Source organism: Amycolatopsis sp. NPDC021455 (genome assembly GCF_040640995.1).
GTDB lineage: Bacteria > Actinomycetota > Actinomycetes > Mycobacteriales > Pseudonocardiaceae > Amycolatopsis.
Genome location: NZ_JBFACT010000033.1, coordinates 40,215 through 55,904, shown reverse-complemented (window position 1 = coordinate 55,904; position 15,690 = coordinate 40,215). Strand labels below are relative to the sequence as shown.

Sequence of the window (15,690 nt, the reverse complement as noted above, 5' to 3'; positions counted from 1 at the left end):
GACCAGAAACTTTTTTCGCTCTACCCGAGGGGATTTCGATGATCGACGTGATCGTGGCCGGTGGCGGCCCGACCGGGACGATGCTGGCGGCCGAGCTGCGGCTGCACGGCGTGCGGGTGCTCGTGCTGGAGAAGGAGCCGGAGCCGGTCAAGGAGGTGCGGTCGCTCGGCCTGCACGTGCGCAGCATCGAGCTGATGGACCAGCGCGGCCTGCTGGAGAAGTTCCTCGAGAACGGGAAGCAGTTCAAGATGCCCGGCTACTTCGCCGGCATCCAAAAGCCGTGGCCGGAACGGCTCGACAGCGCGCACGCCTACGTCCTCGGCATTCCGCAGCCCGTCACCCAGCGGCTGCTGACCGAGCACGCCCTCGAGGCGGGCGCCGAGATCCGGCGCGGCAGCGCGGTGACCGGGCTGAGCCAGGACGACGACGGCGTGACCGTCGAGCTGGAAGACGGTACGCAGCTGCGCGCGCGTTACGTCGTCGGCTGCGACGGCGGCCGCAGCACCGTGCGGAAGCTGCTCGGCATCGGCTTCCCCGGCGAGCCCGCCACGAAGGAGACGCTGCTGGGCGAGATGGAAGTGGGGGTGCCGGCGGAAGAGATCACCGCCAAGGTGACCGAGATCCGCAAGACCGAGAAGTTCTTCGGGCTCGGGCCCACCAAGGACGGGCGGTACCGCGTCCTGGTGCCCGCCGAGTCGGTGGCCGAGGACCGCTCGGTCCCGCCGACCCTCGACGAGTTCAAGGAGCGGCTGCGGCTCTACGCCGGCACCGACTTCGGCGTGCACTCCCCGCTGTGGCTGTCCCGCTTCGGCGACGCGACCCGGCTGGCCGAGCGGTACCGCGAAGGCCGGGTGTTCCTGGCCGGCGACGCGGCGCACGTCCACCCGCCACTGGGCGGCCAGGGCCTCAACCTGGGCCTCCAGGACGCGGTGAACCTCGGCTGGAAACTGGCCGCCGAGCTCGGCGGCTGGGCACCGGACGGGCTCCTCGACAGCTACCAGGCCGAACGGCACCCGGTGGCGGCCGACGTGCTCGACAACACCCGGGCCCAGGGGGAGCTGATGCGTGCCGAGCCCGGTCCCCAGGCCTTGCGCCGGCTGTGGTCGAAGCTGATGGACTTCGAAGAGGTGAACCGGTACCTGATCGGGCGGATCGTCGGGATCGAGATCCGCTACGACTTCGGCGACGACCACGACCTGGTCGGCAGGCGGCTGCGGGACGTCGCGCTGAAGCGGGGCCGGCTGTACGACCTGATGCACGGCGGCCGCGGCCTGCTGCTCGACCAGACCGGGCGGCTCTCGGCCGAGGGCTGGGCGGACCGGGTCGACCACGTCGTCGACGTCAGCGAAGAGCTGGACGCGCCCGCGGTGCTGGTGCGGCCGGACGGCCACGTGGCCTGGGTCGGCGAAGACCAGGCGGAACTGCTCGACCGGCTGGCGGCCTGGTTCGGCGCGCCGCGGAAGGCTTGAGGTAACCCATGACAGCTCAGGACCACGAAGACGAACTACAGGCCGAACGGGACTACGTCGCCGGGCTCTACGCGCGGCTCGACGCCGAACGGGCACGCGTGCGGGGTGAGTACCAGGCGTCGCTGGGCGGCAACGACCTCGGCGCCATGGAACGGGACGTCCGGGTGCGCGCGCTGAGCCGGGAGGTGCGGCGGCTGGACGTCGTCGACAACGGGCTGTGCTTCGGCCGGCTCGACGCCGTTTCCGGCGAAAAGAGCTACATCGGCCGGATCGGGCTCTTCGACGAGGAGAACGAGCACGAACCGGTGCTGCTCGACTGGCGGGCGCCGGCGTCGCGGCCGTTCTACACCGCCACCGGCGCGAACCCGGAGAACATGCGCCGCCGCCGTCAGTTCCACACTCGCGGGCGGACGGTCGTCGACTTCACCGACGAGGTGCTCGGCCGTCCCGGGGACGAGGCGTCGGGTGACGCCGCGCTGCTCGCGGCCGTCAACGCCCCACGCGGCGAGGGCATGCGCGACATCGTGGCGACGATCCAGGCCGAGCAGGACGAGATCATCCGGCTCGACCACCCGGGCGTGCTGGTGATCGAGGGCGGCCCGGGCACCGGGAAGACGGTGGTGGCGCTGCACCGCGTCGCCTACCTGCTCTACACCCAGCGGGAGCGGATGGAACGGCACGGCGCGCTCGTCGTCGGGCCGAACCCGGCGTTCCTGAACCACATCGGCCGGGTGCTGCCGTCGCTCGGCGAGACCGACGTCGTGTTCATGACGACCGGCGACCTCGTGCCCGGCCTGCACGTCACGGCCGAGGACGGGCCGGAAGCCGCGCGGCTCAAGGGATCGCGGAAGATCCTCGACGTGCTCGCGGCGGCCATCGCCGACCGGCAGCGGCTGCCGGAGGAGCCCGTGGCGATCCAGCTGCGGGACGTCACCGTGCGGATCGACGCCGAGACCGCGGAGTGGGCCAGGCAGGAGGCGCGGGACAGCGGGCTGCCGCACAACGAAGCCCGCGCGGTGTTCACCGACATCGTCACGTACGTGCTCACCGAACGGGCGATGAACCGGATCGGGCGGGGCTGGCTGCGCCGCGACGACCGCGAGGAATGGGAGAACTTCCGGGCGGAGCTGCTCAAGGACCTCAATGCCGATCAGACGTTCACCAAGGCGCTCGACGACCTCTGGCCGATCCTGACACCGCAAACCCTGCTGGCGCAGTTGTTCTCGTCTTCCGAGCGGCTGCAAGCAGCAGGCGCGGACGACGTGCTGTTCCGCGAGCGAGGCGACGCGTGGACGGTGTCGGACGTCCCGCTGCTGGACGAGCTGATCGATCTGCTCGGCCGGGACAAGGCCGCCGACCAGGAGGCCGAGCGGGCCGCCGAACGGGACCGCCGGGCCAAGGCCGCCTACGCCGCGCACGTGCTGGACAACCTGATCGAGCGGCAGGACGTCGACGAAGACATCGGCCTGATCGCCAGCGACCTGCTCGGCGCCGAGGACCTGGCGGACCGCTTCGTCGAGACCGACACCCGGACCCTCGTCGAGCGTGCCACCGCGGACCGGGACTGGACCTACCGGCACGTCGTGGTCGACGAGGCCCAGGAACTGTCCGAAATGGACTGGCGGGCGCTGATGCGGCGCTGTCCCGGCCGGTCCTTCACGGTGGTGGGCGACCTCGCCCAGCGCCGCTCGGAGGCCGGGGCGAGGTCGTGGGGCTCGATGCTGGACCCGTACGTGGCGGGCCGCTGGGTCTACCGTTCGCTGACCGTGAACTACCGCACCCCGGCGGAGATCATGGCCGTCGCCGCCGCGGTGCTCGCCGAGTTCGCCCCGGACGTCCGGCCGCCGGAGTCGGTCCGCGCGTCCGGCGTCCGGCCGTGGGCAAGGCACGTCACCGGCGACGAGCTGGCCGCGGCCGTCGAGGAGTTCGTCCGCGAAGAAGCCGGCCGCGAAGGCACCAGCGTCGTGATCGGGCCGCCGGACGTGCCGGGCGCGGTGCCGGCGGCCGAGACGAAGGGCCTGGAGTACGACGCCGTCCTCGTCGTGGACCCGGACCGGATCCTCGCCGACGGCCCCCGCGGCGCGGCCGAGCTCTACGTCGCGCTGACCCGCGCGACGCAGCGCCTCGGCGTCCTGCACCGGGACCCGCTGCCGCAAGCCCTTTCCGGGCTCGCCGAGGTCCCGGCGCCGGCGCGGTGAACCTCAGACGTTGCGGATGTTCGCCTCCAGCTCGAGCGGCTCCCGGTCCCAGTCTTCGACGCCGAAGGCGAGGATCCGCTCGGGGTGGATGCGGATCACCGCGTCGTCGAAGTGGTTGTCGGGGAGGTTGACGCCCACCAGGGCTTCCGCGCGGCCGCGGATCTCCAGGCACCGGACCCGCCAGGGGTTCGTCGAGGGGAGGTCGTCGACGACGAAAGCCACCTTGTCGTGCGTCGCGATGTTGCGGAACTTCTTGCTGTTGCGCAGGTTGTGCCCGGTGACGTCGATGGTCTTCTCGTCCGGGTTGTAGCGGAAGCCGACCGGGTTGTTCTGCAGGGTGCCGTTCGGCTGCTGGGTGGCCAGGCGGCCGAGCGGGAAGTCGGCGAGGTACTGGAGCTCTGCTTCGGTGAACATGGTCCGAGCGTCCAACTTCAAGCTCGCTTGAAGTCAAGATCCGGTCAGTACGCTCTCGGCGAACCGTGCGCCGATCCGGCGGTGGGCCGCGGGGGACGGGTGGAGGTCGTCCGGCAGCGGGAGATCGGCGAAGTCGGCTTCGCCGTACAGCTCGAGGCCGTCGAGGTAGCGCAGGTTCGGGTCCTCGGCCTGCCGCCGCGTCACGATCCGGGCCAGCTCGTCCCGGATGACCTCCAGCGTCAGCTTGCCCGCGGCCCGCTCGGCGGGATCCCCGGTCGCGCGGAACCGGATCTCGCCGGCGGCCAGCGCCTCGTGGTCGAAGTCGCCCGGCCCCGGGGTCTGTTCGTGGATCGGGCAGTAGAGCGGCGAGACGACGACGAGCGGCGTGTCCGGGTGCCCGTCGCGGATCGTGTCGAGGAACCCGTGCACGGCGGGCCCGAACGCACGCAGGCGCATCAGGTCGGCGTTGACGACGTTGATGCCGAGCTTGAGGCTGATCAGGTCGGCGGGCGTGTCGCGCAGTGCCCGCGCGGTGAACGGGTCGAGCAGCGCGTTGCCACCGAACCCGAGGTTCACCAGGTCGACGCCGGCCGCGGTGGCCGCGAGGGCGGGCCAGGTCGTCGCGGGGCTCGCCGCGTTCGAACCGTGGCTGATCGAGCTGCCGTGGTGCAGCCACACCCGGTCTGCTGGAACGGTTTCGACCGGCGCGTCGGTGCGCAGGGCGAGGAGCTCGGTGATTTCGTTGTGCGGCAACCAGATCTCGACGTCCTTCGGCTGCCCGCCCAGCCCGGCGAACCGGACGAAACCGGACGGGCCTTCGGTGCGCGAGGACGCCCCGGTCGCCCTGTCGACGGTCAGTGTGTGACCGCCGGCCACGCTCGCCTGGGCGGTGAGCTCGCCGTCGACGAGCAGGTCGTAGACCCCGTCCGGCCGCGGCGGCGCGCCCGGGTAGACGAGCTTGGTCGGCAGTGTCTCCAGCTCGACGACGTCGGCCCGGGTCCGGAACCGCAGCCGGACCCCCGCGGGCTGAACCTCGGCCAAGGCGAGCCTCGGGTCGCTGTTCTGGGCCCGTGCGCGGGCCGGCAGCCGGTGCGGCACCAGGCCGCGCCCGGTGCGTTCGAGTTCGAGGGCGCCGCGGACGAGGTCCGCGGTCAGGGGGATGTCGATCACGGCTTCGGCCAATCCTGCAGGAGGGAATCGAGGGCGGCGAGGATGCGGACCCAGCTGTCGGCCGCGGCGGGCGGGCTGTGGTCGAACCCGCCCTGGGTTTCGAGGCTGACGAACCCGTGGAAGACGCTGCCCAGCAGCCGGACGGCGTGCGTCTCGTCCGGCCCCGACAGGTCGTAGCCGCGGAGGATCGCGCGCATCATCTCGGCGTGCCGGGGCCCGGCGCTCGCGGCGGCGGTCTCCGGATCGAGCCGCAGCTGCGCGGCGGCGTAGCGGCCGGGGTGCTCGCGGGCGTAGTCGCGGTAGACGTCGGCGAAGGCGACGAGCGCGTCCCGCCCGGCCCGGCCCGCGAGCGCGGCGGCGGCCCGGTCGGCGAGCTCGTCCAGCGCGAGCAGCGCGATCTTCGTCCGCAGGTCGTCGGCATTCTTGACGTGCGAATACAGGCTGGCCACCTGGACGCCGAGCCGCCGGGCCAGCTCCGACGGCGTCAGCCGGTCGAAGCCTGCCTCGTCCGCCAGCTCCGCACCGGCGCGCACCACGCGTTCCGTGGTCAATCCCGCTCGAACCACCAGCCTTCTCCCAGTTGCCTAAAGCTATGGTAGATCAACCTAAAGGCTTTAGGCAACCGGGATCAGGAGAACAGCGCGTCCGCCCAGCTCGAATCGCGGGTCACGCCCGGCGGGACCGCGAAGTGCGCGGAGCCGGTGTGCTGGACGTACTCCATCATCGCGTCCTTCGACGACAGCGCCTGCTGCATCGGCACGTACTGCTTCCGGGTGTCGCGGTTGAACGCCAGGAAGAACAACCCCGCTTCGAGGTGCCCGACGCCGTCGGAGCCGTCGACGAAGTTATAGCCGCGGCGCAGGATCCGGACGCCGTTGAGCGCCTGGTGCGAGGCCAGCCGGACGTGCGCGTCCTCCGGGATCAGCTTCTCGCCGCCCGCGCCGCCGACGTCGAGGTCCAGCTCGTCGAACTCCGCGGTCTGGCCCAGCGGGGCGCCGGTGCCCTTCGTGCGGCCGATGATCTTCTCCTGGCCGTCGAGGGTTTCGCGGTCCCACGTCTCGATGTGCATCCGGATCCGGCGCGCCACCAGGTACGAGCCGCCGGCCATCCAGGCCTGGCCGTCGGCCGCGGTGGCCCACACCTGGTCGCCCAGCACGTCGGGCTCCTCGGCCTTGATGTTGTTCGTGCCGTCCTTGAACCCGAACAGGTTCCGCGGCGTCGCCTGCGTCCGCGTCGTCGACGAGCTGCGGCCGAAGCCGAGCTGCGACCAGCGGACCTCGGTGACGCCGAAGCCGAGCCGGACCAGGTTGCGCACGGCGTGCACCGCCACCTGCGGGTCGTCCGCGCAGGCCTGGATGCACAGGTCGCCGCCGCTGCGGGCCGGGTCGAGCTTGTCCTTCGGGAACAGCGGCAGGTCGATCAGCTGCGGCGGGCGCTTGCCCGCCAGGCCGAACCGGCCGTCGAACAGCGACGGCCCGAAGCCGATGGTCAGCGTCAGGTTCGACGCCGGCAGGTCGAGCGCCTCGCCGGTGTCGCCGGGCGGGGCGTACGCGCCGCTGCCCACCGCGCCGTTCGCGACGACCTCCTGGCCCGCCGTCATCCGGCGGGCCGCGTCGGTCCACGTTTTGAGCAGCCGACGCAGCTTCTCGCGGTCCTTCGTCGTGACGTCGAGGGCCGCGAAGTGCAGGTTGGCCTGTGCCGGGGTGACGATCCCGGCCTGGTGCTCGCCGTGGAAGTCGACGACGTTCGTCGACGCCTCGGCGCTGCCGCTCGTCGCCTTGTCGATCCCGATGCCGGCGGCGGCTCCGGCCCCGGCGAGCGCGACACCCGCGCCCGCCAGGCCGAAGAGCTTCCGCCGCGAGACGCGCGTGCCCTCTGTCGACGTCACTTCGACACGACCTCCGCAACCTTGCTCAGCGGTTCGCTCAGCGCATCGACGGCCGAGGCGAACTCCTTGACCTGGTCCTGGGAAAGCTCGGTGTAGAGCTTGAAGCCGTCACCGGCGCGCTGCTTGTCGAGCAGGGCCTGGACGTTCGCGAACTCCTTGTCCAGAGTGGACACCAGCGCGGGGTCCTTCGCCTGCAGGATCGGCCGCAGCGAGGTGATCGCGCCCTTCGAACCGTCCACATTGGCCTGGAAGTCCCAGAGGTCGGTGTGCGAGAAGGCCTCCTCCTCGCCGGTGATCTTGCCGGTCGCGACCTCGTCGAGCAGGCCCTTGGCGCCGTTCGCCAGGTCCAGAGCGGACAGCTCCAGGGTCTTCGTCTTCGCGACCAGGTCCTTGACGTCGGTCACCAGCTTGTCGGCGATCTGCCCGCTGTCGGGCTGCAGCCCGGTCTTGAACAGGTCCTTCTCCAGCCGGTGGAACCCGGTGAACTGCTGCCCCTGCTGCAGGTCGGCCTCGCGGACGTCGATGGCCGGGTCCAGGTCACCGAACTTCTCGGCCACCGGCTCGATCCGCTCGTAGTAGATGCGAGTACGCGCGTACGCGGCCTTCGCCTCGTCCGCCTTGCCGGTCTTCACGAGGTCGGCGAACTTCGCCGTCTCGTCCTGCAGCGCGGCGGTGTTGTTCGCGATGTAGTCGGCGTAGCTCTTGGTGGCCTGCGCCTTCTGCGCGTCGGCGTTGTTCTGCTTCGCGACGCCGCCGGTGACGGTGAAGTCGCCGCGGATGCCGGTGCCGGACATGCCCGGCTTGCACGCGGTCTGGTACTTGCCGGCGTCGGCGACCTCGACGATCAGCCGCCGGTTCAGCCCGGGCGCGATGTTCTCGACCTCGCCCATGATCCGGTCGCCCTCGGCGTAGAGGTAGAACTCGGTGACCTTGGTGCCCTTGTTGGTGATCTCGAAGGTCAGGTTGCCCGCGCCGGCCGTGGTGGCGGAGACCTCGCACGCGGTGTCGGACGCCGAGACCTTGATCGGTCCGTCGCCCGCGGCACCCGCGGTGTCGCTCTTGCTGTCGCACGCGGCGAGCGTCACCAGCATGGTGGCGCCGGCCAACAGGGCCAGCGAGGGGGTCTTGCGCACGGTCACTCCTTCGAGGCGGCCGCGGCGGCGGGCGCCGGCGCGGTCTTCTTGCTGGGCTTGAGGAAGAGGGGCAGCACGACGGCGACGTAGGCGACCCAGGCGACGGCCTGCAGCACGGTCGTCTGCTGCGAGTAGTTGAAGATGCCCTTCAGCAGGGCGCCGTACCAGGACGTCTCGGGCAGCGTCGCGGAGGCGTCGAACGCCAGGGTGTGGATCCCCGGCAGGAACGCGGCCTCCTGCAGGTCGTGGAGGCCGTAGCCGAGCACGCCCGCGGCGACGAACACCAGCAGGACGCCGGTGACCGTGAAGAACTTGCCCAGGTTGAAGCGGACCGCGCCCTTGTAGAGCAGCCAGGCGAGCACGACGGCGGCGGCGATGCCGACGGTGAAGCCGATCAGCGGCTGCACGGTGTCCGACTGCGCGGCCTGCACGGTCGAATAGAAGAACACCGCGGTCTCCAGGCCTTCGCGCCCGACCGCGAGGAACGACAGCAGCAGCACGGCCATCGGGCCGACGTCCAGCGCGTCGTCCATCTTCCCGCGGAGCTCGGCGGCGATGCTCTTGGACGCCTTGCGCATCCAGAAGATCATCGCGGTGACGAACCCGACGGCGACGATCGACAGGCTCCCGCCGAGCAGCTCCTGGTGCTCGAAGGTCAGCTGGTGGGTCGTGAAGGTGAGGATCGCGCCGACGGCGACCGACAGCACCACCGCGGCGCCGACGCCCGGCCAGACCCAGCGCAGCGCGTGCCGCCGCTCGGTCTTGACGAGGAACGCCACCAGGATGCTGACGACCAGCGCGGCTTCCAGGCCTTCGCGCAGCCCGATCAGCGCGCTCGAGAACAACACCGGTCCGCCTCCCTGAGTTCTTCGGCTCCGTGAACTTTTTAGGTAAGGCTCACCTGTAAGTCCAGTGAGCCTACGCCGGGGGAAGCCGGAGAAAACGGGCAAAGTGGACTCGTCGTCCGAGTTAGGTTAGGGTAACCGCAGGTCAGGGGCCTGCGCGTCGACTCGATAACGAAATTTGTGATGTCCCTGGCAGGGGGATGGTTTTTACCGTCAGCTTGCCTGCTCACGCGTCCGAGTGACCCTCTTGAGTGCCTCCGTAACCTGTTCGAGTGGCCGAAACCGCTCAGCCGACCGTCACGCCTCCGTCGCCGCCTCCGGGTGGTCCGCCGCGGCGGTACCTCGGCCGGGCGGCCTTCGCGCTGGGACTGGTGCTCACCGGCGTGATCCTGGTCGTCACGATCGGTGTCCGGAACCCGGACGCGCCCGCCGCGTCACCGTCCCCGCAGCCGCCGCTCCCCATCCCGGAGCAGCGCCCGCAGCCGGGCGCCGAAGCGCCGCGCGCCGGGCTTGCCGCGCCGGTCGACCGGCCGAAGGTGTCCGACCAGGCCGAGCTGGACGCGTGGGCGGCCCGCGTCGCGGGCAAGACGCACGTCTCGGCGCGCGTGCTGTCGGCGTACGGCCGGGCGGAGATGTGGATGCAGAGCCAGAAGCCGACGTGCCACCTCGCGTGGTCGACGCTGGCGGGCATCGGCCGGGTCGAGGCCGAGCGCGCGGCGTTCGACCTCTCGGCGATCGAGGCGAACGGCCGCGTCGCGAAGCCGGTCGTCGGGCCACCGCTGGACGGCACGCCCGGCGTGCCGGCGGTCCACGACACCGACGGCGGCAAGCTCGACGGCGACAAGGCGTGGGACCACGCGATCGGCCCGATGCAGTTCCTGCCCTCGACGTGGAAGAAGTACCAGCAGCGCGCGAACGGCGACGGCGGCGCACCGGACCCGCAGAACATCGACGACGCGGCCTTCACAGCGGCCCGTTTCCTCTGCTCGGGCGGCGACGACCTGGGCACACCGGCGGGCTGGTGGCGGGCGATCCTGTTCTACGACCAGGCGGTCGACTACGGACAGGACGTCTTCAGCGCGGCGGACGCCTACGCGGAGGCGAGCGTCGCCCCCTGAGGTCTCAGAGTTCGCGGTCGGCGATCAGCGGCGTGACGGCCATCAGCACCAGCAGCAGCAAGCCGGCGTAAGCACCCAGCGTGGCGAAGATCGTCATCTTGGTCCCTCCTCGTTCGGTCTGCGTCCAGCATCGCCGGAGGAGGGGGTGCGGCGGATCGGCCGACGGGCCCGTGCGGATCAGCCGAAAGACCGAGGCGGACCGGGCCGTTCGGCCCTCCCGCGTCAGGGCTCCCGCAGTGCGATGTGGGCCTTGACCTCGCTGATCGCCTCGAGGTACTCCGGGACCGGGTTCATCGCCGACGCCATCCGCATCTGCGCCAGCGCCTCGACGAACCGGCCGAGGCGCTGCAGGGTCCGGCCCAGGATGAACCGCGCGTAGTGGTCCGTCGGGTCCAGCTCCAGCACCCGGGTGAACGCCTGCTCGGCCCGCCGCAGCTGCGCGGAGTGGAAGTACGCGCGCCCGGCCAGCAGGTGCACCGACGGCTTGTCCGCTTCGGACTCCAGGAGGGGCTGCAACGCCTTCAGCGCGTCGAGCGGGCGACGGCGGCCCACCAGGTCTTCGGCCTGCCGGAAGGCATGGAACCGCGACTCCTCGGGAGGCTGCGAAGCAGCTGCGGCGTCCGTCATGGTCGCTCCCACGTTACCCCGGGAGAGGGGGATGCACACGCCTCGAAACGGGACGTGATGGACTGTGCCGCCATGAGCAGCGGCTACCGGGGCCTCGCGCCCTACCTGTACTACGCCGACGCCACGGCGGCGCTCGCCTGGCTGACCAGGGTCTTCGGGTTCACCGAGGAGGTCCGGTTCTGCGACGCGGCGGGCGAGGTGTTCCAGGCGACGCTGTCCGCCGGCGGCGCGCGGATCCAGATCGCGGGCGTCGGGCCGGACTACTGGCAGGCCAAGGGCGTCGACGGGCCGGTCGGGCAGCTCAACATCCTCTACGTCGACGACGTCGACGAGGCCTACGGGCGGATCGAGGCGGCCCTGCGGGACGAGTGCGAGCTGGAACCGCCGCAGGACCAGCCGTACGGTGCCCGGGTGTTCACCGTCGCCGATCCCGGCGGCAACAGCTGGACCTTCTGGCAGCAGACGTCCGAGACCGTCGAACTGCCGCCCGGGTGGCAGGAGGTCCGGGGCGGTGAGTCCTCCAACGGGTGAACTGCGGCGAAGGCTAGGCTGGGCGCGTTACCGCAGGCAGAAACGATGCACCGAGGAGCATGGCGTGGCTCTCATCGAGCAGGTAGGCGCGCGCGAGATTCTGGACTCGCGCGGCAACCCGACGGTCGAGGTGGAGGTGGCCCTCGACGACGGCACCCTGGCGCGGGCCGCGGTCCCGTCGGGTGCGTCGACCGGTGAGCACGAAGCGGTCGAGCTGCGTGACGGCGACACCGGCCGCTACAACGGCAAGGGCGTCGAGCGCGCGGTCGCCGCGGTGCTCGACGAGATCGGCCCGGAGATGGTCGGCATCGAGGCCGTCGACCAGCGGATCGTCGACCAGAAGCTGGTCGACCTCGACGGCACGCCCGCCAAGTCCCGCCTCGGCGCGAACGCCATCCTCGGCGTCTCGCTGGCCGTCGCGAAGGCCGCCGCGGACTCGGCCGAGCTGGAGCTGTTCCGCTACCTGGGCGGCCCGAACGCGCACGTGCTGCCCGTGCCGATGCTGAACATCCTCAACGGCGGTTCGCACGCGGACAGCAACGTCGACATCCAGGAGTTCATGATCGCGCCGATCGGCGCGGAGACCTTCCGCGAGGCCCTGCGCTGGGGCGCCGAGGTCTACCACTCGCTGAAGTCGGTGCTGAAGGGCCGCGGCCTTTCGACCGGCCTCGGCGACGAAGGTGGCTTCGCGCCGAACCTGGCGAACAACCGCGAGGCGCTCGACCTGATCCTGCAGGCGATCGAGAAGGCCGGCTACGCCCCGGGCCGCGACGTCGCGCTCGCGCTCGACGTCGCCGCGACGGAGTTCTTCGCCGACGGCGCGTACACGTTCGAGGGCAGCAAGCGCAGTGCCGAGCAGATGTCGGCGTACTACGCCGAGCTGCTGCGCGACTACCCGCTCGTGTCCATCGAGGACCCGCTGAGCGAGGACGACTGGGACGGCTGGGTCACCCTGACCGCCGAGGTCGGCGAGAAGGTCCAGATCGTCGGCGACGACCTGTTCGTCACGAACCCGGACCGCCTCGAGGAGGGCATCACCCGCCGTGCCGCCAACGCGCTGCTGGTGAAGGTCAACCAGATCGGCACGCTGTCGGAGACGCTCGACGCGATCTCGCTGGCCACGTCGTTCGGCTACAAGTCGATGATGAGCCACCGCTCCGGCGAGACCGAGGACACGTTCATCGCCGACCTGGCGGTCGCGACCGGCGTCGGCCAGATCAAGACCGGTGCCCCGGCCCGCGGCGAGCGGATCGCCAAGTACAACCAGCTGCTGCGCATCGAGGAGACCCTCGGCGACGCCGCCCGGTACGCCGGCGAGCTGGCCTTCCCGCGGTTCAGCGCCGAGGGCTGAGCCCGTGGCGGACCGGGGGAGGGCGCGCGGCCGCCGCGGCGGCGCCGGCTCGTCCAGGACGGGCCGGCCCGCGCCGGGCCGCCGTCCCGAAGCGGCGCGCCGCCGCACCGGCGACGCGGAAACCACCAGGGCCCGGCTGCGCCGGGGCCTGGCGGCGAAGCGCGCGTCCGGTGCGGCGAAGGTGCTCGGCATGTCCACCACCCGCCGCGCGGCGGTGGTGGCGATCGTGGTGTGCGCGCTGGCGTTCACCATCGCCGTGCCCCTGCGCACGTACCTCTCCCAGCGGTCCGAGGTCCGCGAACAGCAGGCGCAGCAGGCGCAGCTGCAGCAGGAGGTCGCTCAGCTCCAAGGCCGCAAGGCGGAGCTGAGCGACCCGGCGCAGATCGAGGCCGAAGCCCGGCGGCGGCTGCGGTACGTCAAGCCTGGCGAGACGCCGTACATCGTCCAGCTGCCGGAGGACAAGGCGCCGGACGCGGCCGCGCCGCCTGGTCAGCAGCAGCCTGTGGGCAGCTCCTGGTACGAGAACCTCTGGAACCAGGTCTCCTCCGGCTGAGTCTAAAACGCCCCAATGTGGCGTTCGGTGCGTCAGACGCACCGAACGCCACATTGGGTGCGTTAGACGCAACCAACGCCACATTGGGGCGTTTGGGGCGCGCCGGTGAGGGTGCCTCTCATGGATCTACCGCGGTGCGCCCGCGTAGAAGCCGACCGGCATGGTCAGGTCCGCGCTGGACGCTCCGCACTCCAGCATCCACAGCGCCGCGGCCGGACCCAGTTCCCGGCCCAGGACACCGAGCGCGTCCGGATCCGGTGCCACGGCCCGGGCCTGCTCCACCCCGCGGGCGAACGCCTCCGGGTCCCAGCCGCCCGGATCCCCGTCGCCCAGCGAGCGGGCGCCCGCAGTCAGGGCAGGCACCGGCAGCGGTTCCGCCACGGCCAGCAGGCCGTGCGTGCGTTCTCCCGTCAGCACTCCCATCCAGTGCGAGCTTTCCGGAGTGGGCCGCGGCCCGGTCCAACGAGGCCGGCCGTCCATGTCCGGCAGCTTCCCCGGGGCCCCGGCCACCGCCCAGCGACCCGCCCACTCGACCGCCAGACCCGGCGCGCTGCGCGTCGCCGGGTTGTGGAACCGGGCCATGTCCCACCGGTTGCCCACCGCCACCGCCGCCAGGTCGCGGTGCGGCCAGACCCTTGCCTCCCACCAGAATCCCCACGGGAAGGCGGCCGTGTGCCCCCACCACCAGTCCTCGCCCAGTTCCGGGTCCGCCAGCTCGAGCGTCAGGCCCGAGAAGGACCGGACGCCGTGCGGGCTCGGACGCGCGGCCCGCGGCGTCACCATCGCCGCCAGCGACTCCGGCCCGACCAGACCGCGGTCACCCCGGGCGGTACGCAGCAGGGATTGCAGCAGCCGCGCGAAATCCGCGGCGCTCGTGGACATCCCGACGCCCGGGTAGGCCGCGGTCCGCAGGGGCGGGCTCGGCACGCACCAGTCGCCGAACGCCAGGTAGCCGGTGCTGCCGGCGGCGTCGAAGCTCGAGGCCGTCATCCCGGTGGCGGCGAACACCTCCCGGTCGACCCGGGCACCGTACGGTTCTCCCGCCAGGTGCTCGACGACCCCGCCCAGCACCCCGACGCCGAAGCTCGAATACGAGTACGGCCCCGGCGCCGTCACCAGCGGCAGCCTCCCGCCGTACTCCACGGCGCGGCCGATCTCGTGCCGCCGCCGGACGTAGTCGAGGATCGGCTCGGCCGGTGCCGTGGGCGCCGTCGCCGTGACGATGTCGCTGTAGTAGCCGCCCTGGTGCGCCGCCAGCATGGCCGTCGTGACCGGCGCCGGGTCCGGGCCGCGCAGGCCCGCGGGCAGCACCTCGTCGACCGGCGTGTCCAGGCCCACCAGGCCCGCCTCGACCAGCTGCATGAAGGCCAGCCCCGTCACGGGTTTCGTGAGCGAGCCCGCCGGTGCGGGCGTCTCGGCCGTCATCGGCGTGCCCGCGGCCAGGTCCGCGAAGCCGGTCGCGGCCGTCCGCAGCTCGTCGCTCGTCGCCACCGCGACAGCCACCCCGGGCGTGCCGGTGACCGCGGCCAGCCGGGGCAGGACGGTGTCGAGCGCCGTCATCACATCGTCGAGCATCCTTCTCCTCGCTTGAGTCCACAAAGGACCATGTCAGCCTTCGGCCGTGTTGTAGTTGACGATCCGCTCCACCATGACGGCGACCGAGCCGGCCAGCGGGCTGTCCGCCTCCCGGACGACCACGTCGGGCAGCCGGCCCGCCTCATCCTCGGCGACCGCCACCATGCCCCACAGCGCGTTGAACCCCGTGGGATCCGCCGGCTTCTCCGCGGCCGCCTTGACCAGCACGTCGCCACTCCCCTCGACGACGGTCAGCGCGCCCATCTGCCGCAGCACAGCGGGATCCCGCTCCGCCGCGGCGACCACCGCCCACCCCGCGACCTCCGTGTGCCGCAGGGCCGAACGCAGGCTGCCGCCGTCGCTGACAACGATGTCAGGCAATACGAGGGCCACCGGTCCCCGCGTCATCGGCAAGGCGCACCGGATCGCTCCGTCGAGCCCCGGTTCGGCCGTGTCGTCCTGGTAGACGAAGACCAGCTGGAACATCCCGGCGTAACGCGCCAGATACTTCACCGTATCCAGCTTGTGCGTGCCGAACACGACGACCACGCGCACGGTGAGCCCGTTGCGCGCCAGATCGACCACGGCTTCCAGGCTTCGGTCCAGGACGGTGACCCCGGGAGCCAGGCAATGCAACTCCTTCGCATACGGCGCGCCGAAGCGCGTTCCCGATCCGGCGCAGGGCAAGATGATCGAAACATCAGGGGCGGGTACGGACGAAACAGGCATCGAGTGGCCCTCAAGTTCTGTTGACGGTCAGAAGCCCTTGTCCGCCTCGACAGTAGTCACCGAAGGCGGTTCCGCGCGAGGAGAAAGCG

General features: G+C 71.5%; 15 protein-coding genes. 6 read left to right on the top strand and 9 right to left on the bottom strand.

Features of this window, described 5'->3' with window-relative positions:
* The first annotated feature begins 38 nt into the window (after window positions 1-38).
* Complete coding sequence (gene rox / locus AB0G28_RS29860) at window positions 39-1,469, top strand: rifampin monooxygenase (protein WP_361096233.1); 1,431 nt, start codon at window positions 39-41, stop codon at window positions 1,467-1,469.
* Window positions 1,470-1,477: 8 nt separating this feature from the next.
* Complete coding sequence (gene helR, locus AB0G28_RS29855) at window positions 1,478-3,667, top strand: RNA polymerase recycling motor ATPase HelR (protein WP_361096230.1); 2,190 nt, start codon at window positions 1,478-1,480, stop codon at window positions 3,665-3,667.
* A 3-nt stretch (window positions 3,668-3,670) separates the two neighbouring features.
* Here the strand turns inward: helR and AB0G28_RS29850 are convergent, their stop codons facing one another.
* From AB0G28_RS29850 to efeU, 6 genes are all read right to left on the bottom strand, one after another.
* A complete protein-coding gene (locus AB0G28_RS29850; protein ID WP_361096226.1) occupies window positions 3,671-4,081 on the bottom strand; it encodes a PPOX class F420-dependent oxidoreductase in 411 nt (136 codons plus the stop codon).
* 33 nt (window positions 4,082-4,114) lie between these two features.
* Window positions 4,115-5,251, bottom strand: coding sequence for a GDSL-type esterase/lipase family protein (locus AB0G28_RS29845; protein WP_361096223.1), 1,137 nt, complete (start codon window positions 5,249-5,251; stop codon window positions 4,115-4,117).
* Window positions 5,248-5,817, bottom strand: a complete 570-nt coding sequence (locus tag AB0G28_RS29840) for a WHG domain-containing protein (protein ID WP_361096220.1) — start codon at window positions 5,815-5,817, stop codon at window positions 5,248-5,250. The genes AB0G28_RS29845 and AB0G28_RS29840 overlap by 4 nt, the downstream gene beginning before the upstream one ends.
* Before the next feature lie 62 nt (window positions 5,818-5,879).
* On the bottom strand, window positions 5,880-7,139 hold the full coding sequence (gene efeB, locus AB0G28_RS29835; RefSeq protein ID WP_361096217.1) for an iron uptake transporter deferrochelatase/peroxidase subunit: 1,260 nt from the start codon (window positions 7,137-7,139) through the stop codon (window positions 5,880-5,882).
* Complete coding sequence (efeO, locus tag AB0G28_RS29830; RefSeq protein ID WP_361096214.1) at window positions 7,136-8,278, bottom strand: iron uptake system protein EfeO; 1,143 nt, start codon at window positions 8,276-8,278, stop codon at window positions 7,136-7,138. The genes efeB and efeO overlap by 4 nt, the downstream gene beginning before the upstream one ends.
* Window positions 8,275-9,120, bottom strand: coding sequence for an iron uptake transporter permease EfeU (gene efeU, locus AB0G28_RS29825; protein WP_361096211.1), 846 nt, complete (start codon window positions 9,118-9,120; stop codon window positions 8,275-8,277). The genes efeO and efeU overlap by 4 nt, the downstream gene beginning before the upstream one ends.
* A 368-nt stretch (window positions 9,121-9,488) precedes the next feature.
* Here efeU and AB0G28_RS29820 point away from each other — a divergent pair, with 368 nt between their 5' ends.
* A complete protein-coding gene (locus AB0G28_RS29820) occupies window positions 9,489-10,235 on the top strand; it encodes a murein transglycosylase (protein ID WP_361096341.1) in 747 nt (248 codons plus the stop codon).
* A gap of 222 nt (window positions 10,236-10,457) precedes the next feature.
* On the opposite strand, the gene AB0G28_RS29815 is transcribed toward AB0G28_RS29820, so the two are convergent.
* Complete coding sequence (locus tag AB0G28_RS29815) at window positions 10,458-10,862, bottom strand: tetratricopeptide repeat protein (protein ID WP_361096208.1); 405 nt, start codon at window positions 10,860-10,862, stop codon at window positions 10,458-10,460.
* A gap of 72 nt (window positions 10,863-10,934) precedes the next feature.
* Between AB0G28_RS29815 and AB0G28_RS29810 the strand changes: the two genes are divergently transcribed.
* From AB0G28_RS29810 to AB0G28_RS29800, 3 genes are all read left to right on the top strand, one after another.
* Window positions 10,935-11,393, top strand: coding sequence for a VOC family protein (locus tag AB0G28_RS29810; RefSeq protein ID WP_361096205.1), 459 nt, complete (start codon window positions 10,935-10,937; stop codon window positions 11,391-11,393).
* Between the two features lie 64 nt (window positions 11,394-11,457).
* The gene (eno, locus tag AB0G28_RS29805; protein ID WP_361096202.1) at window positions 11,458-12,744 is read left to right on the top strand and encodes a phosphopyruvate hydratase; all 1,287 of its coding nucleotides are present in this window, start codon (window positions 11,458-11,460) and stop codon (window positions 12,742-12,744) included.
* Between the two features lie 190 nt (window positions 12,745-12,934).
* Window positions 12,935-13,297, top strand: coding sequence for a septum formation initiator family protein (locus AB0G28_RS29800; protein ID WP_361096339.1), 363 nt, complete (start codon window positions 12,935-12,937; stop codon window positions 13,295-13,297).
* A 126-nt stretch (window positions 13,298-13,423) separates the two neighbouring features.
* On the opposite strand, the gene AB0G28_RS29795 is transcribed toward AB0G28_RS29800, so the two are convergent.
* Window positions 13,424-14,872, bottom strand: coding sequence for a serine hydrolase domain-containing protein (locus AB0G28_RS29795; protein WP_361096199.1), 1,449 nt, complete (start codon window positions 14,870-14,872; stop codon window positions 13,424-13,426).
* Window positions 14,873-14,905: 33 nt separating this feature from the next.
* A complete protein-coding gene (locus tag AB0G28_RS29790) occupies window positions 14,906-15,601 on the bottom strand; it encodes a hypothetical protein (RefSeq protein WP_361096196.1) in 696 nt (231 codons plus the stop codon).
* Window positions 15,602-15,690 lie beyond the last annotated feature (89 nt).